This window comes from Acinetobacter sp. PK01 (assembly GCF_022819285.1).
Classification (GTDB): Bacteria; Pseudomonadota; Gammaproteobacteria; order Pseudomonadales; family Moraxellaceae; genus Acinetobacter; species Acinetobacter tandoii.
The window spans coordinates 52,530-77,082 of the sequence record NZ_CP094643.1; the positions used below are offsets into that span (position 1 = coordinate 52,530).

The 24,553-nt window shown below is 40.7% G+C and carries 27 protein-coding genes; 21 read left to right on the plus strand and 6 right to left on the minus strand.

The window, feature by feature from the left end; translation table 11 throughout:
* The first annotated feature begins 22 nt into the window (after positions 1-22).
* The 12 genes from MP622_RS00240 to yjgA all read left to right on the plus strand — a co-directional run bounded on the left by MP622_RS00240 (position 23) and on the right by yjgA (position 11,279).
* A complete protein-coding gene (locus MP622_RS00240) occupies positions 23-841 on the plus strand; it encodes a 3'-5' exonuclease (protein WP_243791936.1) in 819 nt (272 codons plus the stop codon).
* Positions 842-847: 6 nt separating this feature from the next.
* Positions 848-2,239: a 23S rRNA (uracil(1939)-C(5))-methyltransferase RlmD gene (gene rlmD, locus MP622_RS00245; RefSeq protein ID WP_243791937.1), complete on the plus strand. Its 1,392-nt coding sequence runs from the start codon at positions 848-850 to the stop codon at positions 2,237-2,239.
* A 29-nt stretch (positions 2,240-2,268) separates the two neighbouring features.
* Positions 2,269-4,575: a bifunctional (p)ppGpp synthetase/guanosine-3',5'-bis(diphosphate) 3'-pyrophosphohydrolase gene (locus MP622_RS00250; RefSeq protein ID WP_044738971.1), complete on the plus strand. Its 2,307-nt coding sequence runs from the start codon at positions 2,269-2,271 to the stop codon at positions 4,573-4,575.
* 75 nt (positions 4,576-4,650) lie between these two features.
* The gene (gene mazG / locus MP622_RS00255; RefSeq protein ID WP_243791939.1) at positions 4,651-5,406 is read left to right on the plus strand and encodes a nucleoside triphosphate pyrophosphohydrolase; all 756 of its coding nucleotides are present in this window, start codon (positions 4,651-4,653) and stop codon (positions 5,404-5,406) included.
* A gap of 60 nt (positions 5,407-5,466) precedes the next feature.
* The gene (locus MP622_RS00260; protein ID WP_044738969.1) at positions 5,467-5,835 is read left to right on the plus strand and encodes a ComEA family DNA-binding protein; all 369 of its coding nucleotides are present in this window, start codon (positions 5,467-5,469) and stop codon (positions 5,833-5,835) included.
* A 133-nt stretch (positions 5,836-5,968) separates the two neighbouring features.
* Entirely contained in the window at positions 5,969-7,417 is a 1,449-nt protein-coding gene (gene pcnB / locus MP622_RS00265) for a polynucleotide adenylyltransferase PcnB (RefSeq protein WP_243791941.1), read from the plus strand.
* The gene (folK, locus tag MP622_RS00270) at positions 7,414-7,902 is read left to right on the plus strand and encodes a 2-amino-4-hydroxy-6-hydroxymethyldihydropteridine diphosphokinase (protein WP_243791943.1); all 489 of its coding nucleotides are present in this window, start codon (positions 7,414-7,416) and stop codon (positions 7,900-7,902) included. Before pcnB ends, folK begins: the two co-directional genes overlap by 4 nt.
* 42 nt (positions 7,903-7,944) lie before the next feature.
* Positions 7,945-8,754 (plus strand): 3-methyl-2-oxobutanoate hydroxymethyltransferase, encoded by an 810-nt coding sequence (gene panB / locus MP622_RS00275; protein ID WP_016166139.1) that lies wholly within the window; start codon positions 7,945-7,947, stop codon positions 8,752-8,754.
* Position 8,755: 1 nt separating this feature from the next.
* Entirely contained in the window at positions 8,756-9,604 is an 849-nt protein-coding gene (gene panC / locus MP622_RS00280; RefSeq protein WP_044738965.1) for a pantoate--beta-alanine ligase, read from the plus strand.
* 21 nt (positions 9,605-9,625) lie between these two features.
* Positions 9,626-10,477, plus strand: coding sequence for an RNase adapter RapZ (gene rapZ, locus MP622_RS00285; protein ID WP_016166137.1), 852 nt, complete (start codon positions 9,626-9,628; stop codon positions 10,475-10,477).
* The gene (locus MP622_RS00290; protein WP_016166136.1) at positions 10,474-10,743 is read left to right on the plus strand and encodes an HPr family phosphocarrier protein; all 270 of its coding nucleotides are present in this window, start codon (positions 10,474-10,476) and stop codon (positions 10,741-10,743) included. The genes rapZ and MP622_RS00290 overlap by 4 nt, the downstream gene beginning before the upstream one ends.
* Before the next feature lie 2 nt (positions 10,744-10,745).
* Positions 10,746-11,279: a ribosome biogenesis factor YjgA gene (gene yjgA, locus MP622_RS00295; RefSeq protein WP_044738963.1), complete on the plus strand. Its 534-nt coding sequence runs from the start codon at positions 10,746-10,748 to the stop codon at positions 11,277-11,279.
* A gap of 75 nt (positions 11,280-11,354) precedes the next feature.
* Here yjgA and MP622_RS00300 read toward each other — a convergent pair whose 3' ends face one another.
* Positions 11,355-12,998: an acyl-CoA synthetase gene (locus tag MP622_RS00300; protein ID WP_016166134.1), complete on the minus strand. Its 1,644-nt coding sequence runs from the start codon at positions 12,996-12,998 to the stop codon at positions 11,355-11,357.
* 489 nt (positions 12,999-13,487) lie between these two features.
* On the opposite strand from MP622_RS00300, the gene thrS reads away from it, so the two are divergent.
* Positions 13,488-15,410, plus strand: coding sequence for a threonine--tRNA ligase (gene thrS / locus MP622_RS00305; protein ID WP_044738962.1), 1,923 nt, complete (start codon positions 13,488-13,490; stop codon positions 15,408-15,410).
* Positions 15,411-15,415: 5 nt separating this feature from the next.
* Positions 15,416-15,967, plus strand: a complete 552-nt coding sequence (gene infC, locus MP622_RS00310; protein WP_081401218.1) for a translation initiation factor IF-3 — start codon at positions 15,416-15,418, stop codon at positions 15,965-15,967.
* Between the two features lie 88 nt (positions 15,968-16,055).
* Here the strand turns inward: infC and MP622_RS00315 are convergent, their stop codons facing one another.
* Complete coding sequence (locus MP622_RS00315; RefSeq protein ID WP_243791945.1) at positions 16,056-16,694, minus strand: class I SAM-dependent methyltransferase; 639 nt, start codon at positions 16,692-16,694, stop codon at positions 16,056-16,058.
* A gap of 119 nt (positions 16,695-16,813) precedes the next feature.
* On the opposite strand from MP622_RS00315, the gene MP622_RS00320 reads away from it, so the two are divergent.
* Positions 16,814-17,431 carry a glutathione S-transferase N-terminal domain-containing protein gene (locus MP622_RS00320; RefSeq protein WP_016166130.1) on the plus strand — a complete coding sequence of 206 codons (618 nt, stop codon included), beginning with the start codon at positions 16,814-16,816 and terminating at the stop codon, positions 17,429-17,431.
* Positions 17,432-17,448: 17 nt separating this feature from the next.
* Here MP622_RS00320 and MP622_RS00325 read toward each other — a convergent pair whose 3' ends face one another.
* Positions 17,449-18,012 carry an MltR family transcriptional regulator gene (locus tag MP622_RS00325; RefSeq protein ID WP_243791946.1) on the minus strand — a complete coding sequence of 188 codons (564 nt, stop codon included), beginning with the start codon at positions 18,010-18,012 and terminating at the stop codon, positions 17,449-17,451.
* A gap of 132 nt (positions 18,013-18,144) precedes the next feature.
* On the opposite strand from MP622_RS00325, the gene MP622_RS00330 reads away from it, so the two are divergent.
* Both MP622_RS00330 and MP622_RS00335 read left to right on the plus strand, forming a co-directional pair.
* Positions 18,145-18,438, plus strand: coding sequence for a hypothetical protein (locus tag MP622_RS00330; protein WP_243791948.1), 294 nt, complete (start codon positions 18,145-18,147; stop codon positions 18,436-18,438).
* Positions 18,439-18,442: 4 nt separating this feature from the next.
* Positions 18,443-18,871 (plus strand): YqaA family protein, encoded by a 429-nt coding sequence (locus MP622_RS00335; RefSeq protein ID WP_243791950.1) that lies wholly within the window; start codon positions 18,443-18,445, stop codon positions 18,869-18,871.
* 62 nt (positions 18,872-18,933) lie between these two features.
* Here MP622_RS00335 and MP622_RS00340 read toward each other — a convergent pair whose 3' ends face one another.
* Both MP622_RS00340 and MP622_RS00345 read right to left on the minus strand, forming a co-directional pair.
* The gene (locus MP622_RS00340; protein WP_243791952.1) at positions 18,934-19,671 is read right to left on the minus strand and encodes a TonB family protein; all 738 of its coding nucleotides are present in this window, start codon (positions 19,669-19,671) and stop codon (positions 18,934-18,936) included.
* A 105-nt stretch (positions 19,672-19,776) separates the two neighbouring features.
* On the minus strand, positions 19,777-21,030 hold the full coding sequence (locus MP622_RS00345; protein ID WP_243791953.1) for an MFS transporter: 1,254 nt from the start codon (positions 21,028-21,030) through the stop codon (positions 19,777-19,779).
* Positions 21,031-21,267: 237 nt separating this feature from the next.
* On the opposite strand from MP622_RS00345, the gene rpmI reads away from it, so the two are divergent.
* The 3 genes from rpmI (at position 21,268) to MP622_RS00360 (ending at position 22,197) form a co-directional block, all read left to right on the plus strand.
* Complete coding sequence (rpmI, locus tag MP622_RS00350; protein WP_001096359.1) at positions 21,268-21,462, plus strand: 50S ribosomal protein L35; 195 nt, start codon at positions 21,268-21,270, stop codon at positions 21,460-21,462.
* A gap of 12 nt (positions 21,463-21,474) precedes the next feature.
* Positions 21,475-21,834 (plus strand): 50S ribosomal protein L20, encoded by a 360-nt coding sequence (gene rplT, locus MP622_RS00355; RefSeq protein WP_004675688.1) that lies wholly within the window; start codon positions 21,475-21,477, stop codon positions 21,832-21,834.
* 150 nt (positions 21,835-21,984) lie between these two features.
* Positions 21,985-22,197, plus strand: coding sequence for a hypothetical protein (locus tag MP622_RS00360; protein ID WP_016166123.1), 213 nt, complete (start codon positions 21,985-21,987; stop codon positions 22,195-22,197).
* A 121-nt stretch (positions 22,198-22,318) separates the two neighbouring features.
* Here MP622_RS00360 and MP622_RS00365 read toward each other — a convergent pair whose 3' ends face one another.
* Complete coding sequence (locus tag MP622_RS00365; RefSeq protein WP_243791955.1) at positions 22,319-23,347, minus strand: hypothetical protein; 1,029 nt, start codon at positions 23,345-23,347, stop codon at positions 22,319-22,321.
* Positions 23,348-23,502: 155 nt separating this feature from the next.
* Here MP622_RS00365 and pheS point away from each other — a divergent pair, with 155 nt between their 5' ends.
* Positions 23,503-24,483 carry a phenylalanine--tRNA ligase subunit alpha gene (gene pheS / locus MP622_RS00370; RefSeq protein WP_243791957.1) on the plus strand — a complete coding sequence of 327 codons (981 nt, stop codon included), beginning with the start codon at positions 23,503-23,505 and terminating at the stop codon, positions 24,481-24,483.
* Positions 24,484-24,553 lie beyond the last annotated feature (70 nt).

Genomic DNA, 24,553 nt, shown 5'->3' on the forward strand with positions numbered 1-24,553 from the left:
AAATTGACCATTGAGAGTTGACATGCGCTTACCTGTTCTTGTTTTTGATATTGAAACCATGACGGACTTGAAGTCAGGCGCACATCTTTATGGTCTGAATTTACCCGAAGCGGACTTGGAACAAGCGCTGACCAAGCTACGCCGTCAAGAATCAGGCATGGATTTTCAGCGTTTACCTTTACACGAAATTGTCTGTATTTCGGGTTTATGGATCGATGAATTAGGTGCAATGAAACTGTTTTCATTTAGTCGAGAACAGTATTCTGAAGCCGAAATTTTAAAGAAGTTTCTCTCTATTTTTGATAAGAAGCATCCAACCTTGGTGAGTTGGAATGGTTCGCAGTTTGATCTTCCTGTGATTTTGTTTCGTGCTATGTATCACGGTTTGTCGGCATCAAGTTTGTTCGATCAGGGTGAGATTGATCATCAGAAGAAGTATAATAACTACCAGAACCGTTACCATCATCGTCATGTCGATTTAATGGATGTTATGGCGATGTTTAATTTGCGCCATTTCCAGAAACTGGATGATGTCGCACATTTATTTGGCTTTCCTGGAAAGCGTGGTGATGGTGGTTATCATGTGCCCGAATATGTTCGGTTACAACAATGGCAGGATTTAACTGGCTATTGTGAGGGCGATGTATTAAATACATGGCTGATTTATTTACGTTGGTTGTTATTGAAAGGTCAATTACAGCTACAAGAGCATCAAGCTTGGATACAGGCGAGTATTCAGTTGTTACAGGCTCATCCACAACATACTGATTTTCTGAAAATTTGGCGAGATACGTCACAGCAGACAGAATTTACAGCATCCGACTTTCACCATTTAAATTAGGTTTTCATGAAGCATCGCAAGCATACCCGTCCAAGTCAGCAACCAATTTATACTTTTCAGGTTGAGACTCTTTCGCATGAGGGACGAGGGATTGCCCATTATGGTATGGATGCCACACACCCTGTAGAAAAGCATGGCAAGAAAGTCTTTATTGCTCAGGCCTTACCGGGCGAAACGGTGCGTGCCAGAATTACCCATAGTAATAAACGCTTAGAAGAAGCCGATTGTATGGAGGTGTTGGGCACGCCATCAACGTTAAGAGTGAAACCAGCCTGCCCACATTTTCATGTCTGTGGGGGATGTAGCTTGCAGCATATTGAAAAAGATGAGCAGATTCGCTTTAAACAAGATGTGTTGAAATCACATTTACAGCACTTTGCAGGCTTGCAACCAGAACAATGGTTAGCACCTATTCGCTCTTTACGAGAAGATTACCGCCGTAAAGCCCGTATCGGTGTACGCTATTTCCCGCAACGTGATCAACTGATTGTCGGGTTTCGTGAAAAGCAAAGTAATAAATTAACGTCAATTGATCGTTGTTTGGTGCTGGATCAGGCTTTTGGTTCAATCACACGCTTAAAACAGTTACTCCAAAGTCTAACAGCCAAAGCAGCCATTGGGCATATAGAATTGGCGATGGGGGATCAGGATATTGCCTTACTGATCCGCCATACAGAAAAATTATCGGACCATGATGTCAACCAATTAAAACAGTTTACGTTACAGAAACAATGGCAGTTGTATTTGCAGCCCGCAGGCCCAGACAGTGTACAGCGTGTGGATCAAGCACAGGCTGAAATGCGTTTACATTATGCTTTACCTGACTTTGAAGTGAATTTTAGCTTTAGTCCACTAGATTTTACTCAGGTGAACTCAACTGTAAATCCACAAATGGTCAAGCTGGCATGTGAATTGCTTCAACTGCAACAAGGTGATCGTGTTTTAGATCTCTTTTGTGGGCTTGGCAACTTTTCTTTACCCCTTGCACGTTGTGTTGGACCAACAGGACAGGTAATTGCGGTTGAAGGTAGTGATGAAATGGTACAACGAGGTCAGGACAACGCACATCGCAATGCCATGACCAATATTGAATTCTTTTCACAAGATTTAACAAAAGATTTTTCGCATCATTCTTGGGCAAAACAGGGATTTGATGCATTATTGATAGACCCTCCACGTTCAGGCGCGGAAGAGGTAATGCATTATGTTCCTAAATTTAATGCAAAAAAAATCGTTTATGTATCATGTAATCCAGCAACATTGGCAAGGGATGCAGGTGTTTTGGCACAACATGGCTATCGATTAAAAAAGGCGGGTGTGATGGATATGTTTACGCATACTGAACATGTCGAATCAATTGCCTTATTTGAGCAAGAAAAAGAGATAAACGATTTATAATATGAATGATCATTTCGTAGGAGAAGGGTATGGTCACAGTACGTGAGCAATTGCCTGGACGACTCAATGAGTTGTCTGAGGAAGCGACTGTAGAGCATGCCGAACAAGCTCAACTTGATTTAGCTGAATGGTTAGATCGAGTACGCAGCATTTTAGACGGGGCAGCGCTCAAACAACTCGAAGAAGTTGCAAAAGAGACTCTGCAAAAAGAGTTGGAATCCACAGTTAATCATCGATCGAACACCTTTTCCACAGGGATCGAAATGGCCGATATTTTGGCACATTTACACGTCGATGAAGATACCTTATCCGCTGCAATGTTGTACCGTAGTGTTCGTGAAGGACTCATGAGCATTGATTTTGTTCGTCAGCATTTTGGTGAGCAGGTATATAGCTTGGTGAAAGGTACCTTGTCCATGGGTAAACTTTCTGAGCTAATTGAACAAAATAAACGCTTAGAAGACCATTTTAATAATGATCAGCGTGAACATTTGACGGGCATCTACAAGATGTTAATTTCCGTCACTGAAGATGTTCGTGTTGTACTGATTAAACTGGCAGAACGTACTTATGCTTTACGTGAACTGGCAAAATCCTCACGTGAGCGTCAGGAACGTGTCGCACGAGAAATTTTGACCATTTATTCTCCACTGGCACACCGTTTGGGTATTGCACAGTTAAAGTGGGAACTGGAAGATTTAGCCTTTCGTTATTTAGCACCAGAACGTTATAAAGAAATTGCTTCCTTACTGAATGAAAAGCGTTTAGAACGAGAACACTATATTCAGTTTGTGATTGATAAACTCAAAAATGAGTTAGCTGATCATGGTATTGAAGCTGAAATTAATGGGCGGGTGAAACACATCTATTCGATTTATCGGAAGATGAAAAGTAAGAACCTAAGCTTTGATCAGTTATATGATATTCGCGCTGTACGTGTGTTGGTAAAATCTGTGCCTGAATGTTATCACTCGTTGGGCATTGTGCATCAAATTTGGCGACATATTCCGCATCAATTTGATGACTATATTACCAATCCAAAAGCCAATGGATATCGTTCTTTACACACGGCAGTGATTGCTGAAAACAAATCACTGGAAGTACAAATCCGTACCCGTGATATGCACGAAGAAGCTGAGTTGGGTGTGTGTTCGCACTTTAATTATAAAGAAGGCGCAAAAACTACCGATCATTCCTTTAACCATCGTTTGCACTCTTTGCGTGCCGTGCTGGAGCATTACCAAGAGCGTAATGATGCGAGTGCACATAAAGAAGATGAAGATTCTGAAAACTTTGAGCAAATTCAAGAATTTGAAGATTTTGAGAAAATTTACGTGTTCAGTCGTGATGGTGATATTAAGGAATTGCCACGTGGTTCGACAGTGCTGGATTTTGCTTATCATGTACACACTGAAGTCGGCAATAAGTGTTATGCCGCACGTGTTAACCAACGTTACGTACCGCTCACTTACACCTTAAAAACAGGTGAACAAGTTGAGATTTTAACCAAGAAAGATCGTGAACCTAACCGTGACTGGTTGGTGAATTCTTTGGGGTATATCCGAACTGCACGTGCCCGCGATAAATTGCGTCATTGGTTCCGTCAGCAAGATCGCAGTAAGAATCTAGAAATTGGTCGTGACATTCTGAACAAAGAATTATCACGTTTGGCGATTCATCCTAAAAGTATCGATTTAAGTGACTACTGCAATCACTTTAATGTGAAAACAGGGGATGACATCCTGATTAACTTGGTGAGTGGTGATATTAGCCTGCATGCCTTGATGAATCAGGTCAATCGTCATATGCATCTGGATCAGGATGAACCTGAGCTGGTGCTCAAGCCTGCTTTGAATCCGCGTGCCAGCCATACCTTGTCGGCACACGGCATTCTGATTGATGGCTTGGACAATGTGGAATTGCATGTTGCACAATGCTGTCAGCCAGTCCATGGTGAATCGATTGGCGGCTATATCACTCTGAATCGTGGCGTCAGCATCCATAAAGTGGCGTGTCCTGACTACGTACGTATGATTGGTCAAGAACCTGAGCGTGCTGTAGAAGCAGATTGGGAAATGCAGCCTACACGCGGTCAAAGTGTACAGATTGTCGTGGAAGCTTATGACCGCCGTGGTTTGTTGAAAGATTTAACTCAAGTGATCTTCTCGGATCAAATCAATATTCGTCAGGTAAACACCATTTCTGAAGCTGATGGTATTGCCAATATGAAATTGTTGATTGAAGTGAAAGGTTTGGCACAATTATCGCGTTTGCTGGCACGATTGGAGCAGCAACCAGGTATCATTAGTGCGCGCCGCTTAATTCAAGGCAATTAAGTAAATTAAAAAGCCTGCCTAGAGCAGGCTTTTTATATATGTGGTTCATCAGAAAGGTTGAATAGAGAGTAAGCAATGGAACAACTATTGGCGGTCATGCAAGAATTACGTGAAAAATGCCCGTGGGATCAAAAGCAAACGCCTAATAGTTTAACGCCTTATGCGATTGAAGAAGCTTATGAAGTTGAGGCTGCAATTCGTTCTGGTGATATTCAACATATTAAAGAAGAACTGGGTGATTTGTTGCTGCAAGTAGTGTTTCAATCTCAAATGTACAGCGAGCAAGGTGCTTTTAATTTTCAGGATGTAGTGCAGGGGATTACTGAAAAACTGATTCGCCGTCATCCACATGTTTTTCAGGCTGAACAGTTTAATCAGTTGACCGCAGAAGAAGTGTCTACTCTGTGGAAGCAAATTAAACAGCAAGAAAAACAAGGTAAGCCACAATCTCGTTTAGATCAAATTAAGCATGGTCCAACTTTACAACAAGCAGAGCAGATCCAAAAAAATGCGGCGCAGATTGGTTTCGATTTTGCCAATGTGGCAGATGCTTATGCCAAATTAGAAGAAGAACTTGCTGAATTACAACAAGCAATCAAGCAACAAAATTCAAACGAAATACAAGCTGAATTGGGTGACTGTTTATTTTCTTTGATTAATGTTGGACGTAAACTAGGCGTCAATAATGAAATCGCCCTGTTGGGAACGATTGATAAATTTAGAACACGCTTTGCTTACATTGAAAATCAAGCACAATTGCAAAACAAAAGCGTAGAGCAATTATCCTTGGTTGAAATGGACCGATTATGGGAGCAGGCGAAAAACATATGACTTTATAATAAATACAGGCAACTTATGCAGATGAATTTTAACGCTATTCGATTATTGCGAATGGTGGTGTTGTTGACATTGACGATTTTTGGATTCGATCATGTAAATGCACAAAACTTTGATCAAGAATACTTGAACTGGAAAGCAAAACAGCAAGCACAAGATGCTCGGCTTGGTTCATCACGCACAGATGGAAACTATTATCTTTCAAAACCCAGTTTAAATACGGTATCAGGCAATAAAATACGTTTGAACAGTGCAACATCAGAACAATTACAGCAACTTTCAGGTATCGGTGAGAAAAAAGCTGAAGCGATTTTACAATATCGACAACAACACGGAAAGTTCAAAACTGTGGATGAATTACAGCAGGTTAAAGGCATTGGACCGAAGCTCTTACAGAAAAACAAAGATCGATTAACTCTTTAGCGTTTGGTTTTGCAGAATTGCTATGCAATATTCGGTAATGCGTTGAGATAATCAAATTGCCCTTTGATTGTGTTAGAGATATGATTAGCACCATCTTAGATATTTTACGTTCAGGCGTAGGAGACAGCGTCTTTTGCAAACTTTGCGCGCGTCAAAATGTGGTTTATCCACCGCTCAACTTCCTGCTTCAATTCTTGATGTAATTGATGCCCTAACCAAAGCGGGCTACGAAGCTTATATCGTAGGGGGCGGTGTTCGCGACTTAATGTTGGGTCTTAATCCGAAGGATTATGATGCCGTGACCAATGCCACACCCTCACAAATTAAAGAAGTGTTCGGCCGTCGTTGCCGTATTATTGGCCGTCGTTTTGAATTGGCTCATGTCTATTCTGGACGTGAACTGATCGAAGTAGCGACGTTTCGGGCACCACCAAAAAAAGCAGTGACTTCCGCTGCGGGTATGATTCTGCGTGATAATAATTGGGGATCGATAGAGCAAGATTTTTCTCGTCGTGATTTTTCAATCAACGCACTTTATTATCAACCACGTAAAGATGTGGTGCTCGATTTTTGTCATGCTGTAGAAGATATCCAAAGTCGTACTTTGCGTTTATTGGGCGATCCTCAATTGCGTTTTGAGGAAGACCCTGTACGAATGTTGCGAGCATTACGTTTCTCGGCAAAATTAAAATTCAGTATCGATCCAAAAATTCTAGAGATTTTTACGCCTGAGCGTACACAACTTTTGCGTGATGTCTCACCGCATCGTCTTTATGATGAATCACAAAAATTATTCACCATGGGGCACTTGTACCAAGTATTGCCAATGTTGATTGATTTTGGCATTTGGCGTCAGCTATTTGCAGAGATTCGTCCTGAAATTACACCATTTATTGAGCGTGCGGCCAAAAATACTGATCAGCGCATTCAAATTGGCAAAACCATTAACCCTGCATTTTTTTATGCGGTGTTGTTATGGAAACCTTTTTTAGAGCGTTGCGATTTTTATTTGCAAAAAGGTGTAGTTCCTGCAGAAGCACGTGCTCAAGCGGGACTAGATGTGCTCAAGCGTCAAGCGACACGTACCGTGATTCCGCGTTTTGCTGAAACTTTCATTCGTGAAGTGTGGGAAATGCAAACACGTTTGTTAAACCCAAAACCACAGCAAATTGAAGCACTGTCTAACCATGCACGTTTCCGTGCAGGTTTTGACTTTTTATTGTTGCGTGAGAAATCAGGCGACAACACGACTCAATCTATGGGTAGTTGGTGGGATGCTTATCAACTGATGTCTAGCGACGAAAAAGAACGTGCGATTGGTCAGTATAATCGTCAACGTGCCAAAACGCGTCGTAAGGCAGCACAAGAAGAACCTGCTGAAACTAAGGTTGCTATTGAGATTGAACCTTTGGTACAAGAGCAAGAGCCACGCAGTCGTCGAAGCCGAAAAACCAAAACTACAGAAACCACTTCTAGAACCTCAACTCAAGATACGTCTGAATTGAGTCACGATCATCCTATTTTAAAGAGAAAACGGGTGAAACGTGATTTAAGCCAAGTTGTATTTGGGCCAACCCAATGAAGATCGTGAGCTATATCGGTTTAGGCAGTAATTTGGGTGATTCACGCCAAATTTTGACTGAAGCTGTTCAGAAGTTAGCAACATTGGGTGCTGTGAGTACATCTAAATTGTATCAAAGCCCGCCCATGGGTCCTCAAGATCAACCGCATTACTTTAATGCGGTAGCACGTTTGGAAACGGACTTGGCTGCTTTGGTTTTGCTAGATCAATTGCAGCAATTTGAGCAGGATGCAGGGCGAGTCCGTCTACGTCGTTGGGGGGAGCGGACTTTAGATCTAGACTTATTGCTGTATGGCGATGAGCAGATTCAACATGAGCGTTTGACCGTCCCACATGTTGGAATTTTAGAACGTGATTTTGTGGTTATTCCATTATTGGATTTAAATCCAAATTTACAGATTCAGGGACACCGATTAGATCGCCTCGATTTATTACAGCACACAACATTAACTGAAGTGGCTGATCAGCATTGGGCCAATATTTAATAACAAAGGTATGTTCTAGGAACTTCTAGAGAGGAACATCTCATGATTAGTCTGAGTGACTTAAGACAATTTAAACAAGATGGACGTAAGTTTTCATGCCTCACTTGCTACGATGCGAGCATGGCAAAAGCAATGGAGCTTGCTGAAGTCGATACGATTTTAATTGGTGACTCTTTAGGGATGGCAATACAAGGTCGTGATTCAACTTTACCAGTAACTGTTGAAGACATGGCTTATCACACCGCGGCTGTGCGCCGTGGTAATCAACATGCGTTGATTATGACTGACTTACCATTTATGTCTTATGCAACGCTGAATGATGCATTGGTGAATGCGAAAACCGTGATGCAAGCGGGCGCGCAGATGGTCAAAATTGAAGGTGGTGCTTGGTTAAGTGAAACTGTAGAAGTATTGACCCGAAATGGTATTCCAGTCTGTGTGCATTTGGGCTTGACCCCTCAATCGGTCCATGTTTTAGGTGGTTATAAACTTCAAGCACGTTCACGCGAAGCCGCAGATAAGCTGCTTGCAGATTGTCAAGCAGTTGTCGATGCTGGTGCTGCGATATTGCTACTCGAATGTGTGCCTGCACAGTTGGGTCAGGAAGTTACTGCACGCTTTCCGAATGTTCCCGTGATTGGTATTGGTGCAGGCGTCGAAACAGATGGACAAGTTTTAGTTGTACAAGATATGCTCGGTTTGACATTTGGACGCGTAGCCAAATTCGTGCGTAATTTTATGAAAGAGCAAGCCGGGGAAACTGCAATTTTAGATGCATTTAAGGCTTATCATGCCGCTGTGCTCGATCAATCATTCCCAGCAAAAGAACATACTTTTCAAGTAGAGCTGTAATATGAAAACTGAAACGACGATACAAGGCTTAGCGGCATCACTGCAACCCGCTCGTACTGCGCGAAAAATTATCGGCTTTGTTCCGACCATGGGGAATTTACACCAAGGACATTTGAACCTTGTACGCGAAGCTCGCAAACTCTGTGATGTGGTTGTGGTCAGTATCTTTGTCAATCCGATTCAATTTGGCCCGAATGAAGATTTTGATAATTACCCGCGTACTTTAGATCAAGACAGTCAGCTTTTGGCAGATGTCGGTTGTGACATTATTTTTGCACCTTCGGTCGAGCAAATGTATGGTAAACAGCCACGTTTAACCAATATCAGTGTCTCAGAAATTACCAATGATTTGTGTGGTAAACAACGTCCTGGTCATTTTGATGGCGTGGCCGTTGTTGTGACCAAGTTATTTAATATTGTACAACCGAATTATGCCTTCTTTGGACAGAAAGACTTTCAGCAGTTGGCGGTTATTCGTCAATTGGTGCGAGATTTGAATATTCCACTGGAAGTGATTGGCGTGCCGATTGCCCGTGCTGAAGACGGTTTGGCATTAAGTTCTCGCAATGGCTATTTAAGTGAAGAACAACGTAAAGTTGCGCCAAGCATTTTCAAAAGTTTAAAACATGCCGAAGCTGAATTGCAGCAAGGCACTGATTTAACAGAAGTGTTAGAGAATATTAAAACCACGTTGACAACAGCAGGTCTGGTTGTTGACTATGTGGAAGCACGTACACCACAATTACACGTGATTGATCAATTCAATCAAGATATTGTTTTGTTTGTGGCGGCAAAATTGGGCACAACCCGACTCATCGATAATTTGCAGATTAAGCATACTGCAGCATAGAAACCAAGGAATAGCTTTGCCATGAAGCGCATTTTGATTGTGACAGGACAATCTGGTTCAGGTAAGTCATCTGCATTGCAGGTACTGGAAGATTTAGGTTATTACTGCATTGATAATTTGCCTTTGGCATTGCTGCCAGAGATTGTGGCAAAACTGGATCGTGAAAATAATCTCGAACAATTGGCCTTAGGGGTGGATGTTCGGAGTACGCGTGCAGATTTGCAGGAGTTTGATCATGTTTTTGAACAATTATTAAGACATGGTGCGGTCGATATTATTTATTTGACCACGCGGGATCAGGAGTTAATCGCACGATTTAGTGCTTCACGTCGCCCGCATCCATTGTCGAGTCGTTTTAAAAGTTTGAATGAGTGTATACAGGAAGAAAAAACATTATTACTTCCGATACAATTACGCTCTACAGTACATATTGATACAACTGATAAAAGTGTGCATGATTTAAAGCATACTTTATTGTCTAAACTTGGACAGTCCGATAACTTAATTGTAATTTTGCAGTCATTTGGCTATAAACATGGCATCCCTTTAGATGCTGACTATGTCTTTGATGTGCGTCATTTACCAAATCCGCATTGGGATTTAGAGTTGCGGAAATATTCTGGTTTAGATGTGCCAGTACAAAATTTTTTGGAACAAAGTCCACAGACCAATGAAATGTTTAAAGACATTTATCATTTTTTGGACAAGTGGTTGCCTGCATTTGCTGAAGGGCATCGTCACTATATGACGATCTCCATTGGTTGTACAGGTGGACAGCATCGTTCTGTTTATATTGTGGATAGACTCAAAAAAGCGCTTGAAGCGAACTGGTCTATTCAAGTCCTACATCGAGAAATGAAGCACTGGTCATGATTGACACAACTGTTGACGTAATTAATAAACTAGGGTTACATGCGCGTGCATCTGGCAAACTCATTGAAGTAACCACCAAATTCAAATCATCTATTCAAATTGGAAAAGGTGATAAATTAGTCGATGCAAAGAACATTATGTCTTTACTGATGCTTGGCGCAGGTAAAGGCACCACTTTACGTTTAGTGATTGAAGGCGCAGATGAGGAAAAAGCCTTGTCTGAAGTTCAAGCACTATTTGCAGCAAAATTTTACGAGGCAGATTAATCGTGGCACGTCGACCGAACCGTTTTACTGACGAAGACTTCGAAACTTTAGAAGGACGCGCAAGTAAAACTGAACAAAAGAAAGCAGTTCAGCGTATGGCTGCTTTAGGTGAGCAGTTGGCGCAACTGAATCCAAAACAAATCCAGCAACTTCCTGTGGATGAGCGTTTAATTGATGCCATTTTGGATGCGCAGACCATTACCTCACATGAAGCGCGTCGTCGCCAATTTCAGCGTGTAGGTAAGTTGTTGCGCAATGAAGACGAGACCGTCATTTTGTCATATTTAACCCCACAGCAGGGTGCAAAGAAAACTGCACAGTTACAGCGTTGGGTAGATCGAATTATTAAAGATGGTGATCCGATCATCAATGAATTCTGTAAAGTTCATAATGCTGCAGAACGTCATACGTTGCGTCAACATGCTTTGCGTATTCACCGTGATATGGCTAAAAATTTGACGGAAGCTGAATTGGCAGAATCAAGACTGAAGTTATTTAACTATGTGCAGCAAGTGGCACTGTTGTCTGATAACTGATTTAAGTAAGTTATAAAAAAGCACTTCAAATGAAGTGCTTTTTTATTTGGGGTAAAGCCTTTGTTTAGGTATTACTTAGCCGAACTCACCGATAGAGCGCTCTTTAGCCCAATCGCGCAGTACAAATTTTTGTAGTTTACCCGTTGAGGTTTTTGGAATTTCCGTAATCACGACATCTTTAGGTACTTTAAAGCGTGCTAGATGTTCTTGGCAAAAGCTGATGATTTCTTCAGGAGTCACAGATTTCCCTTCTTTAAGTTCAATAAAGGCACAAGGGACTTCTTGCCAGCGTGGATCTGGTTTGGCTACGACAGCAGCAGTCAGAATAGCCGGGTGTCGATATAGCACTTCTTCGACTTCTAAAGAAGAGATATTTTCGCCGCCTGAAATAATGACATCTTTGGAGCGGTCGGTAATTTTGGCATAACCATCAGGTTGGCAAACCGCCAAATCACCTGTATGGAACCATCCACCTTTAAACGCTTCTGCTGTAGCTTCTGGGTTTTTTAGATAGCCTTTCATGACAATATTGCCACGGAACATGATCTCACCCATGGTTGTTCCATCTTTAGGCACTGGTTCTAAGGTCTCTGGATCAAGAACTTTCATACCATCTTGTAGCGGATAAGGAACACCTTGACGCGAGTGAAGTTGAGCCTGTTCTTGAATACTTAATTCACTCCAACCTGCTTGAGAAGCACAAAGTGCTGAAGGTCCATAAGTTTCCGTGAGGCCATAGACATGGGTGACATTAATGCCAATATTGCGCATCCCTTCAATAATCGCAGCAGGCGGCGCTGCACCTGCCACCATGACTTCAACGCGATGTTCAAATTTAATCTGCTTCTGTTCTGGGGTATTAATTAGCATAGATAAGACAATTGGGGCACCACAGAAATAATCGACCTGATGTTCAGCAATCAGTTTAAAGATGAGTTCAGAATCTACCTTGCGCAAACAAATATTAGTACCACCATTGGCTGCCATGGTCCAAGCAAAACACCATCCATTGCAATGGAATAAAGGAAGGGTCCATAAATAAGTCGCTCGAGGTGTCATACCGCAAGCGATAATGTTGCTCGCTGCATTAATATATGCTCCGCGATGGTGATAAACTACGCCTTTAGGATTACCTGTGGTGCCTGAGGTGTAGTTTAAGCTAATCGCATCCCATTCATCATTTGGTAAATGCCATTCAAATTCAGCATCGCCTTCTGCCAGCCAATCTTCGTATTCAATTTGCCCAATTGGGGTAGAAAAGCATTGCTCGTATTCTTCATCATCCACATCAATCACATAAATTGAATGGGAAACCAAGCTTAAAGCTTCTTTCGCCAGAACAGCAAATTCAGGATCAACCAAGAGGACTTTAGTTTCGGCATGCTCTAGCATGAACGCAATGGTCTTGGCATCTAAACGGGTATTGAGGGTATTCAATACCGCACCAATCATTGGTACAGCAAAATGAGCTTCAATCATCGCAGGAATATTGGGTAACAACACTGAAACCGTATCGTTTTTACCAATCCCTAATTTTTGCAACTGATGTGCAAACTGACGGCAACGATTATAGGTTTCTCGCCAACTAATATGTCGCTTGCCATGAATAATTGCATCTTGATGCGGATAAATATAAGCCGCACGCTCTAAATAGCGCAGTGGGGATAATGCAACAAAATTCGCAGGGGTGCGCGGTAGTTCATCATAGGCAGCGACCATCTAATAACTCCATGTATATTTATTATCATCGATGATTTAAAGATAAGCCTTTCATAATCGACATGCATTTATGCTTTAGTCGAGTGGTTGTTTTATTTATAAAGTAATGAATTTTATGTAAAAATAATTAAAAAATACTATTTAGTGAATGATGGTTCATAAATGTGATTAAATTCAATCATATATGAAAAAGCTGAATATATGTTTATTTTTTACTCTTATTTGTCAATACAGAAAACTCTTGCGGATAAAAAATATATGCATGACATCAAAATTGAAAATCATTCAAATAGATTCAAATGCATCAAAAATGACAATTTTCTGATTGGCATAAGATTTATAGAGCGAAAAGGTTTTATCCAACCCTGAACCCGTGTAAAATTCTTAGCAGTTTTTATCCACCGTTTTTATCTTTTGAGGTTTTACCTCGATCATAATCTCGCGGTGACATGCTCCATTGTACGGGGCATCACTCCTTAAGGATTTTCTATGCCTATTATTACTTTGCCAAATGGCGATCAAAAACAATTTGATCAAGCTGTTTCTGTAATGGACGTTGCTTTAAGCATTGGTCCAGGTCTTGCTAAAAATACTGTTGCAGGAAAAGTCGATGGTCGTTTAGTCGATGCATCAGACTTGATCACCACGGATGCAAGCCTTCAAATTATTACACCTAAAGATGATGAAGGCGTTGAAATCATTCGTCACTCTTGTGCACACTTGGTAGGTCACGCAGTTAAGCAGCTTTTCCCAGAAGCAAAGATGGTGATTGGTCCAGTCATTGAAGAAGGTTTCTACTATGACATCTGGATGCCACGTCCATTTACATTAGATGACATGGCAGCGATCGAAGAGCGCATGAAAAAGCTCATCGACCAAGATTATGATGTCGTTAAAAAAATGACCCCGCGTGATGAAGTGATTGCAGAATTCACTGCACGTGGCGAAGAATACAAATTACGCTTGATTGCGGACATGCCGAATGAAACTCAAATGGGCTTGTACTACCATCAAGACTATTTGGACATGTGCCGTGGTCCGCACGTGCCAAATACAAAATTCTTAAAATCATTCAAGCTCACTAAAATCTCTGGTGCTTACTGGCGCGGTGATGCGAAAAATGAACAGTTGCAACGTATCTACGGTACAGCATGGGCAGACAAGAAACAGCTTGCTGCTTATATTAAACGTATTGAAGAAGCTGAAAAGCGTGACCATCGTAAAATTGGTAAAGCTTTAGACTTGTTCCATATGCAAGAAGAAGCACCGGGTATGGTGTTCTGGCATCCAAATGGTTGGACGATTTACCAAGTGCTTGAACAATACATGCGTAAAGTTCAACAAGACAATGGTTACCTCGAGATTAAAACACCACAAATCGTAGATTTTACGTTGTGGGAAAAATCAGGTCATGCGGCAAACTATGCAGATAACATGTTTACGACTCATTCTGAAAGTCGCAACTATGCGGTTAAGCCAATGAACTGTCCTTGTCACGTACAAGTGTTCAACCAAGGTTTGAAATCTTACCGTGATTTGCCAATTCGCTTGGCCGAATTTGGTTCATGTCACCGTAACGAACCATCAGGTTCATTGCATGGCATTATGCGTGTGCGTGGCTTTACTCAAGATGATGCACATATCTTCTGTACTAAAGAGCAGATTGGACAAGAAGTTGCTGACTTCATTAAACTGACTTTAGAGGTTTATAAAGACTTCGGTTTTGAAGAAGTGCAAATGAAACTTTCTACACGTCCAGAAAAACGTGTGGGTGATGATGCACTTTGGGATATGGCGGAAAAATCTTTAGCAGACGCTTTAGATGCGGCAGGTCTTGCTTGGGACTTACAACCAGGTGAAGGGGCATTCTACGGTCCGAAAATTGAATTCTCGTTGAAAGACTGCTTAGGTCGTGTATGGCAATGTGGTACAATTCAATGTGACTTCAACTTGCCAGAGCGTTTAGACGCATCATATGTCACTGAAGACAATGACCGTGATCAACCTGTAATGTTGCATCGTGCAATTCTTGGCAGTTTTGAACGTTTTATTGGTATACTTATTGAACACTATGCTGGCTTTATGCCACCTTGGTTAACACCAATTCAAGCATGTGTTATGAATATTACCGATTCTCAAGCGGAAGCTTGTGAGTCTGTAGTGGCGAAACTTAAAGAAAACGGTCTCCGTGCGATTTCAGACTTGAGAAATGAGAAAATCGGCTTTAAGATTCGTGAACGTACATTAGAGCGTATTCCTTATTTACTCGTTCTTGGAGATCGAGAAGTAGAGGAAGGTACTGTAAACGTCCGTACCCGCTCAGGAAAAAATTTGGGTACTATGTCAATCGACGCTTTCGTTGACTTAGTAAAAGCAGCCGTTGCCGAACGCGGCCGGTACATTGTGGAGTAACAGCGATTAAACAGCCTGACCGTAATCAACAGGGCGGTAACAAATCAAACCGTCCTGCTTTGAATGATGAAATTCGTGCGAAAGAAGTTCGTCTTGTAGACGAAAATGGTGAGCAAAAGGGTATTGTTAGCTTGGCAGATGCATTACGCGCTGCTGAAAGTGTTGAGCTTGATCTTGTTGAGATCGTAGCAAATGCTGAACCACCAGTTTGTAAAATCATGGACTTCAATAAGCATTTGTTTGATCTGAAGCAAAAGCAGAAAGAAGCGAAGAAAAAACAGCATCAAGTACAGGTGAAAGAAATCAAACTCCGCCCAGGTACTGATGTTGGTGATTACAACGTAAAATTACGTGCAATTATCAAGTTCCTTGAAGAAGGCAATAAGGTAAAAATCACATTACGCTTCCGTGGTCGTGAAATGGCTCACCAACAGTTAGGTTTGGCTCAATTACAAAAAATTGAAGCAGATGTGGCTGAAGTTGGTATTGTAGAGCAAGCACCAAAAATGGAAGGTCGTCAAATGGGTATGTTACTTGGTCCTAAAAAGAAAAAGTAATGATCCTTTGATCTTAAAAAGCACTGCCTATGCAGTGCTTTTTTTATTGCCTGAAGATTGGTTTAGTTCTAACAGGGGGGGAGAGAGCTTATAATCTTGCCTGAAACGCACATAAACCATCTATTTCCAGATGAATCTGAATATTTTTGAACTGAGCTTGTTTTAGGCTAAGAATATGCTCGGTTTTATTCATATAAAGTTCGTGATTATTCATCTGCCCATCGGGAGTAGCAAGATGATCAGTGATGAAGTAATCGCCATCTGGGTGAAGTACATGCTGAGCGATAATCTGGTGAAAATTATCAGTATGAGCTTTATGGCGAAGCTCATGTAAAGCCTGATGAATCACTACGTAATCGAAGCGTTGGGCTTGGAGTATCTGATACCAGTGTGGCTGTTTAAAATCGGCAATGATGAAGTTGGTGTGTGAATGAGGAATGGTTGCTATTCGTTGTTGGGCTAGAGTATGCATAGCTGATGAAAAATCTACAGCAGTGTAATGGATATGTGGTATAGCATTTAACAGTTCGTAGGCAAAAAAAACTGGGCCAGAGCCTAATTCTAAAATACGAATATCTTGTTTAAAGTCGGCTAAAATTTGAGATACATAATAAGCAAAAAACTCTTGTCGATAAGGTCGCTTAACGCTGGCTTCATTTGCCCACTGTATTGCATCAAGTGAGTCTTGAAGATTGATTGGGCTAGGAATATCTATGATTTTATGCATTTGTGTAGCGTATTTTTATATGAATAAGTGTTAAACAGTTTATAAAATTACATCAAAATAATCATGTCTAATTATGCTATGGTGTATCCCAAAGAAGTGAATAAACAAAGGAAATAACAATGATCGACTTGTATTATTGGGGCACGCCCAACGGTCATAAAATTACGATTGCTTTAGAAGAAATGGGTTTGGAATATCAAATCTTCCCAGTCAATATTTCAGAGAATGATCAATTCCAACCTGATTTTTTACGTATCTCACCTAATAACAAAATTCCTGCCATTGTTGATCAAGATGGACCGAAAGGTGAGCCGATATCGGTATTTGAATCAGGCGCGATCTTGCAATATTTAGGTCGAAAAACAGGCTTGTATTATCCAACAGATGAACAAGAACGAGTGGAAGTTGAACAGTGGTTAATGTGGCAGATGGGCGGTTTAGGGCCAATGTTAGGGCAAAATCATCATTTTAGTCGCTTTGCACCTGAACGAATTCCCTATGCGACAGAACGTTACGTGAATGAAACTAAACGTTTATACGGCGTATTGAATAAGCAGTTGATCGGTCAAAAATATGTAGCTGGAGAATATTCGATTGCCGACATGGCAATATTACCGTGGATTTTGCGCTACGAGTGGCAGCAGATTCAATTAGAAGATTATCCTTATGTTAAAGAATATGTCGAGCGTTTGACCGCACGTCCAGCCGTTCAGAAGGCTTTAGCAATTAAAGTTTAAAGTTTAGGGTAGATAGTTTAAAAGCTATCTACCTCCACAAAAGTTATATTCCTAACAGGCTTAAATTTATATATTTTGGATTTACGTTTCTCTGTTAATACTTCTTTTGCACGATAAAGTAAATCGCCATTTAGAGTGATGAACCAATTATAAAATAGTTCACGCATATTTGTACTCGGATGTGTGATTTTCGTAAGATTGTCATGAATTAAATCCTTAATTTGCTGTGTATTGAAATTGATATTCTCGAAACTATGTGCAAACTTATTTCTAATCTTTCTTAAGCCTTCAAGTTGTTGGTATTCATTCTCCTCAATTAATCCTAATGTGTGACATAAATGGATTTTTGACGAAAATTGACCTATGGGAGCATTGAATCCATCTAAAAGTTTTTTTGCAGATTTTGAATCACTTAAGAATGAATACAGAATTTGCGTTAACTGCTCTTCGAGTATAGCGGCAGCAATTAAAGTTGCTCCTCGATCTGTTTCTGGATAAAACGATTGGATTTTTGAAGCATTTTCAAAAATTTCAGGGTGTTTTAATTTCATTTCGTCCTGATATTTGTTCCATTCATCCATGTGTTCTTCCTGTATTTGTGTTCGTATCATTGATAGGCGGTATCCTTTATCGGGTTGAGTCCTTCAGTATGTTAATATCTGTTCCTTACCCAGCATTTTTTTGTGATTTTCAAACCTGAAAATCAGTAGGTTGTGATGAAAGCATTTTTTTTAAATTTAACTCGAATTATTGAAGCAAATCCTAAAATTTATATCAGTATTATTGTCGGAATTGCAGGGTGTTGTATGCTGTTCGTCGCAGAAGCAGTGCATGTTCAAAAAATTGTTGAGTTGCTCAATACTCGAGATCAAGCCGTATTGCGTACGGTCATTGAGCCGATTGCAAATAAATACACAGTGGCGCGTAGTTTATTATTGGTGTTCTCATTTATTTGGTCAGGTTATGAATATTTGGTGACAAAGAAAAAGCTGGGTCTATCTTCATAACATTATGTGGACTTTAGGGCTTTTATTCCTTTCGGCCTTTGGTGCAGCCACTTTACTGCCTTTGCAGTCTGAGGCGGTGTTATTGGGATTGTTGGCAAATGGAGGTTATTCCGCGGGATTACTGATAGCGGTAGCCAGTATCGGTAATATTTTAGGCTCATGTGTCAATTGGTATTTGGGCTTTAAGATTGAACACTACAAGCATAAAAAATGGTTTCCCATCTCTGAGCAGAAAATGCTGCAAGCACAAAAAATTTATCAGAAATATGGTTTTTGGTCGTTATTGCTGAGCTGGATGACAATTATTGGAGATCCTATTACCCTGATTGCGGGGCTACTCAAAGAAAATTTTCTACGGTTTTTGTTGATGGTGTGTGTAGCGAAAACAGGCCGATATTTTGTACTTTATCTTGTTTTTGTTGGATGGTTTTAATTGCAAAAGCTGTTTTAGCTATTAAAGGATAGGGAGGAAAACATGTCCTCCCTAGAGCTTACTTATGAGCATTGATTGAGTTTGAATTGAATTTCATCCTTAAAGCTCGATTTTTTATAGAGCCATAAAGTGCTAGCAGTGCGCTTCACTTTAATCTGGCTTTTGGAAACCGCTTGTACAATATTTTGGTCAAGTGCATAAACACCAGAACCTTGATTGATTTTTACTTTCTTGACTGCACCGTGTTTATCTACTTTAAAGCTAAACTTGATTTTACGGTCATGTTGATTAAGCTCATCGCGACTCAGTTCAAGTTGGGGTTGAGTGTTGTAGGCAAATTTAACTTTTTGTTGCTGTTGTTGCGCTATCCAATTTTTCGAATTAAAGCTGTAGTTACAGTCTGATTGATCGTGTTCCAGATTTAAACTAAAGGTTTGATAACCAATAATTGGCAGCACGGTATCTTCAATTTTATAAGGTTGAACATGTGCCTGACGTACAGCTTGAACTAAAATTTCGTCTAAGTTTTTTAAACCTGTACTTTCTTGAACACTGGCTTGGGTAATTTTGCCTGTTTCATCAGCATAAATACGCAAGATTGCCGCACGATTCTGCCCTTTTAAATCATCGTTGTTATATTGTGGCTGCGGGAAAGTCGTCCACTGAATACGTGTGGTTAAATGGGCGGGTAGTGCAGTACTTTTTTGTACTACCAACTGTGAAGTTTTAGTTGTTTCTGCACTGTGGCTCTGTACAAAAGGGAAGCTGAGAATCAGGGAAAAACAAAGCAGTTGTTTCATAAGGTTAGATAGGACATTCGTTCAAGAATGCTCATGCATAATGGTGGCTGAATTATCGCCCAGTATTTCCTGATTTGAAAATACTGGCAAGTCTAAATTCATGTTTTATGGGTCTTTTCCTTGGGTAATATCTACACCAAATAAATCGGAAGTTTTTAACCAACTCAGTCCCACCACAAGTATGGTCATACATCCGCCAAACACTGTCGCCATAATGGTGCCTATATATTTGGCTGCAAGCCCAGATTCGAAAGCACCTAATTCATTGCTACTGGACACAAACATACCGTTTACCGCTGCCACACGCCCACGCATATTTTCTGGTGGGTAAATTTGCAAAATGGTTTGTCGAACGACTACGGAAATGCTGTCACAAGCCCCTGTCATGGCTAAAGCAAATAAGGAAAGCCAGATATGATTGGAAAAAGCAAAGACGAGTGTGAAAAGCCCAAATCCAGCCACAGCCAGTAGCATATTGCGCCAAGCATGACGTGTCGGTGGAAATCGGGTTAGGGCAATCATGGTGATCAGTGCGCCAATTGATGGAGCTGCGCGTAAATAACCCAAGCCTTCAGGACCAATTTTTAAGATGTCTTCAGCGAAAATAGGGAGGAGCGCTATTACACCGCCAAATAAAACAGAGATGAGATCAAGTGAAATCGCCCATAATACAATTTTGGTTTTCCAGATAAAACGGAATCCATCGCCTAAGCTGGCCCATAAATTTTCAGTTTCAATGCTGGGAAAGCTACGTTTTTGTAATAAGTTAATTAGAATAAAACAGAGGCTCAGCAATACAGCAACGCTGAGTAAACTGATTTCTCGACCAAGAAATGCCAACATAAAACCACCCAGCATTGGACCTAAAATTACACCGCTTTGCCAACCAATGGTGGTCCATGTAGCACCATTGGCATACAATTCACGTGGAATTAAAAATGGTTTTAATGAGGTGGCAGATGGGTTGTAAAATCCACGAATGGTGCCTAAAGCAAAAATAACAGCATAAATGCCCCAAGATAAGCTTGTTACACCACGATACCCTAAGCCAAAAGCATGAAATAAGCTCCATAAAATGAGGGGCAGTGGTACTGCGAAGAACAGGCAGATTTTCATGATGTTTTGTTTGTTAAAACGATCAGCAAAATAACCACCCCATAGCGAAAGAGCAATAAAGGGAATGGCTTCGGCGAGTCCAATTAAACCAAGCGTTAGCGGATCTTTGGTAATTTTATACAGTGAATATGCCACGATAATTTCTTGAATCAGAATGGCGAGGGTTAGGCAAAATTGATTTAAGGTTACAATTGAGAAATCGCGATAGCGTAATGCAGCAAAAGCATCAGGTGTTGGCTTCATAATATTTGGATTTTATCGTCATATGATTATTATAGAGGTAATTTTTTATGCTTAAACTAAATAATTGTCATATTTAAGACTAAACAAGTATTCAATTCTGAGAATGGATTTATTCCCTAATTAATACGGTTTTTGCTTTTGTTTTGTACAAAGATGATTTAGAATAGCGCCTTCCTTACCTGCAGGTCGTTTTTGCAATGGTGCAGACGTGCCGAACAGGTGTTTAAAGAGGTTGTTATGGCTAAGTTAAAAACTCGCCGTGGTGCAGCTAAACGTTTCAAAGCGACTGCAAACGGTTTCAAGCGTAAACAAGCGTTCAAACGCCACATTTTGACCAAAAAATCTGCTAAGCGTATTCGTCAGTTACGCGGCTGTGTAATGGTTCACGTAAGTGACGTTGCTTCAGTTCGCCGTATGTGCCCATACATCTAAGGAGATTTATAAATGGCTCGTGTAAAACGTGGTGTACAGGCTCATCGCCGTCATAAAAAAATTCTTGCTCGTGCTAAAGGTTACTACGGTGCTCGTTCACGCGTTTATCGCGTAGCGTTCCAAGCAGTAATCAAAGCGGGTCAATACGCTTACCGTGACCGTCGTCAGAAGAAACGTCAATTCCGTGCTCTATGGATTGCGCGTATCAATGCTGGTGCTCGTCTAAACGGTTTGTCTTACAGCCGCATGATCGATGGCTTGAAAAAAGCTCAAGTGATCATCGACCGTCGCGTACTTGCTGACATCGCTATGCATGATGCAGTTGCATTTGCTGCTTTAGCTGAAAAAGCTAAAGGCGCATTAGCTGCTTAATCATCTTCCGATGATTTAAAAAGACCGCTTTATGCGGTCTTTTTTATTGTGTAATTTCTATAGAAAGGACAAGTGTTACATAATTTGTCTTTAAATGAACAGGACTTAGTTGCCTAATAAAAACAAGTCATTATAAAAAGGAATAGGGCGATGCTTGCAGAAATTGTTGGTGTGGATCAGGCGCGGATCACTGTAAAGCTAGAAATGATTCCAAGAATTGGTGAATCTGTCAAAATTATGTATGGACCCGATGCACAGTTAGAAGGAGAGGTGGTTGCGGTACAGCATTATATCAATCAGCATGCCGATGAGCATAAAGTGCGTATTGAGATACGCCCCTTTAATTTGTTGATTACCTCCTGATCTAATTTGTTTTTACTGTACTTTAATAAATTTTTAGAAAAATAGGTTTCTGATTCAATTGAGTGATTTAATTATTTATTATGAATTAATCAAAGGCCACATGATGTGGCCTTTGATGTTTTTATAAACCAAAATAATAAGCCGCAATACAAATAATGACGGTAATCAGGATGAGCTTGAATACGGCAGAAGAACCAATTTTATGAGGATGATGCGGCGTGGATGATGTTGACGTTGTAGTCGTAGCAGAGGCACCTTCTAAGGGATTATTAATCGCAATCGAAGTTAGTTGCGCTGTTTGATAGTGGTTGGCAACTTTCACAATAAATTTGGCTTGAAGATCTTCGAGTTTTTGCGAAAAATGGCGTAGGTTAAGTTGCTCATCAGCACTGAGAAGCGAGCCATCTTCGTGTTGAGGGTGTTGTAATTTATTTTGGATGTAATGATTGAGTGCTTCGAGTCGGTAAAGAGATTTATGTGCAAAATCAGCAGGATAATCCGTCGGGATTAAAGCGAGTTTCTGTGAATCAAATGCACTTTCAGCTTCAGTATTTATTTTTCTAACATAGCCATAATATGGCAGGTTTGACTGCGTTGGTTCGACAAAACCTTGAGCAAGCGGGCTATTAAAGAGTTCTGTTTGTGTATAACTCTGAATATCATCCCAATTTGGGTGTTGTAAGTCTGCATCAATGCGTTTAGCAAGTTTGGAATTCAGTTCAAAGCGCCAAAAAGTTTCTTGACGTAAAGGATTTTGCTGTGGGATTGGTGCTTCAAAATCATTGTCTGCATTATACCATTCCGCTAATTCTTTACCCAAAATCCAAGCTGTTTTCTTGTTGGCTTCATGGCTGACAATGAAATGGGCAAAAGGGAGTAGCTCAACATTGGCATTCGGATTTTGTTCATCATTTAATAGACTTGAACTATGTAAGCTTAGGTGTTTGGTACCCTGTTTTTTGAGACCTTCTAGCCAAATTTGAAAATGCTGTGCCAGTAAATGCTGTGAGATAAGATCCCGAAAGGCGAGGAGGTGCTGATCAAAAATAGGATGCTGTTTCCAGCGATTAAAACTCAGCTCTTTATTGAGGAATTCATTGCCATAAGTAACGAGGGTGAGCTGTTGTTTCCAAATTTGATCGAGGGCCATAGATATTGATCTCTTTGCAAGTGGGTTTATCTTATACTTTTTCTAATTTCGGATGTTAATCAAATTTTCCTTAATTGGAAACGCATCAATCTTGTTAAAAACTGATAGAATATCGGGTTTTATCTTATTATTAAACTGTTGCTTTGAGAGTTACTATGTCACTGGAAGCCCTGACCACCGAAGCGCTTGCTGCCATTGCAGCAGCTCAAGACCTTGCCGCCCTCGATTTGGTTCGTGTGCAATTTACAGGGAAAAAGAGCCAGCTTGCAGAACAATCGAAAGCCTTGGGTAAAATGGACCCTGAGGAGCGTAAAGTTCAGGGTGCTGCAATTCATGCTGTGCGTGAAGCGATCAATGCGGCATTGACTGAACGTCAAACACAATTACAAAAAGCTGCGTTAGAACAGCAGCTTGCAAGTGAAACGATTGATATTACTTTGCCTGGGCGTGGTCAAACCATCGGAAGTATTCATCCAGTTACCCAAGTTCAGGAACGTATTTGCCAGTTCTTTACGAAAGCAGGATTTACTGTTGCGACAGGCCCAGAAGTTGAAGATGACTATCATAACTTTGAAGCATTAAATATTCCGGGGCATCACCCTGCTCGTGCGATGCACGATACATTCTATTTTGATTCAAATCATTTGTTGCGTACGCATACTTCAGGCGTTCAAATCCGTACTATGGAAACTACGCAACCGCCAATTCGTATTGTATGTCCAGGTCGTGTATATCGCTGTGACTCAGATCAAACGCATTCGCCAATGTTCCATCAAATTGAAGGTTTATACGTTGCGGAAAATACCAGCTTTGCGGAACTGAAAGGTTTATTGGTCAATTTGCTGAACGAATTCTTTGAAAAAGATTTGAAAGTTCGTTTCCGTCCATCTTACTTCCCATTTACAGAGCCGAGTGCAGAAGTGGATATTATGGATGAGCGTGGCAAATGGTTAGAGGTTTTGGGTTGCGGTATGGTGCACCCAAATGTCTTGCAAGCTGCGGGTATTGATCCTGAAAAATATAAAGGCTTTGCATTTGGTCTGGGTGTAGAACGTTTTGCGATGTTGCGTTATGGCATCAACGACTTGCGTATGTTCTATCAAAATGATGTGCGTTTCCTACGCCAATTTGCTTAATAGTTTAAACAGTTATTTGAGATTTATTGAAATCCCCCTAAATCCCCCTTTATAAAGGGGGACTAGTCTA

Coding starts and splice junctions, on each gene's coding strand:
- MP622_RS00320 (WP_016166130.1), top strand. CDS start 16,814: ATGATCGACTTGTATTATTGGGGCACGCCCAACGGTCATAAAATTACG.
- MP622_RS00340 (WP_243791952.1), bottom strand. CDS start 19,671: ATGAAACAACTGCTTTGTTTTTCCCTGATTCTCAGCTTCCCTTTTGTA.
- panB (WP_016166139.1), top strand. CDS start 7,945: ATGATTAGTCTGAGTGACTTAAGACAATTTAAACAAGATGGACGTAAG.
- rapZ (WP_016166137.1), top strand. CDS start 9,626: ATGAAGCGCATTTTGATTGTGACAGGACAATCTGGTTCAGGTAAGTCA.
- MP622_RS00325 (WP_243791946.1), bottom strand. CDS start 18,012: ATGGATGAATGGAACAAATATCAGGACGAAATGAAATTAAAACACCCT.
- MP622_RS00365 (WP_243791955.1), bottom strand. CDS start 23,347: ATGGCCCTCGATCAAATTTGGAAACAACAGCTCACCCTCGTTACTTAT.
- pheS (WP_243791957.1), top strand. CDS start 23,503: ATGTCACTGGAAGCCCTGACCACCGAAGCGCTTGCTGCCATTGCAGCA.
- MP622_RS00360 (WP_016166123.1), top strand. CDS start 21,985: ATGCTTGCAGAAATTGTTGGTGTGGATCAGGCGCGGATCACTGTAAAG.
- panC (WP_044738965.1), top strand. CDS start 8,756: ATGAAAACTGAAACGACGATACAAGGCTTAGCGGCATCACTGCAACCC.
- rlmD (WP_243791937.1), top strand. CDS start 848: ATGAAGCATCGCAAGCATACCCGTCCAAGTCAGCAACCAATTTATACT.
- MP622_RS00335 (WP_243791950.1), top strand. CDS start 18,443: ATGTGGACTTTAGGGCTTTTATTCCTTTCGGCCTTTGGTGCAGCCACT.
- MP622_RS00290 (WP_016166136.1), top strand. CDS start 10,474: ATGATTGACACAACTGTTGACGTAATTAATAAACTAGGGTTACATGCG.
- rpmI (WP_001096359.1), top strand. CDS start 21,268: ATGGCTAAGTTAAAAACTCGCCGTGGTGCAGCTAAACGTTTCAAAGCG.
- MP622_RS00315 (WP_243791945.1), bottom strand. CDS start 16,694: ATGCATAAAATCATAGATATTCCTAGCCCAATCAATCTTCAAGACTCA.
- MP622_RS00240 (WP_243791936.1), top strand. CDS start 23: ATGCGCTTACCTGTTCTTGTTTTTGATATTGAAACCATGACGGACTTG.
- rplT (WP_004675688.1), top strand. CDS start 21,475: ATGGCTCGTGTAAAACGTGGTGTACAGGCTCATCGCCGTCATAAAAAA.
- mazG (WP_243791939.1), top strand. CDS start 4,651: ATGGAACAACTATTGGCGGTCATGCAAGAATTACGTGAAAAATGCCCG.
- MP622_RS00345 (WP_243791953.1), bottom strand. CDS start 21,030: ATGAAGCCAACACCTGATGCTTTTGCTGCATTACGCTATCGCGATTTC.
- MP622_RS00260 (WP_044738969.1), top strand. CDS start 5,467: ATGGTGGTGTTGTTGACATTGACGATTTTTGGATTCGATCATGTAAAT.
- thrS (WP_044738962.1), top strand. CDS start 13,488: ATGCCTATTATTACTTTGCCAAATGGCGATCAAAAACAATTTGATCAA.
- folK (WP_243791943.1), top strand. CDS start 7,414: ATGAAGATCGTGAGCTATATCGGTTTAGGCAGTAATTTGGGTGATTCA.
- MP622_RS00300 (WP_016166134.1), bottom strand. CDS start 12,998: ATGGTCGCTGCCTATGATGAACTACCGCGCACCCCTGCGAATTTTGTT.
- MP622_RS00250 (WP_044738971.1), top strand. CDS start 2,269: ATGGTCACAGTACGTGAGCAATTGCCTGGACGACTCAATGAGTTGTCT.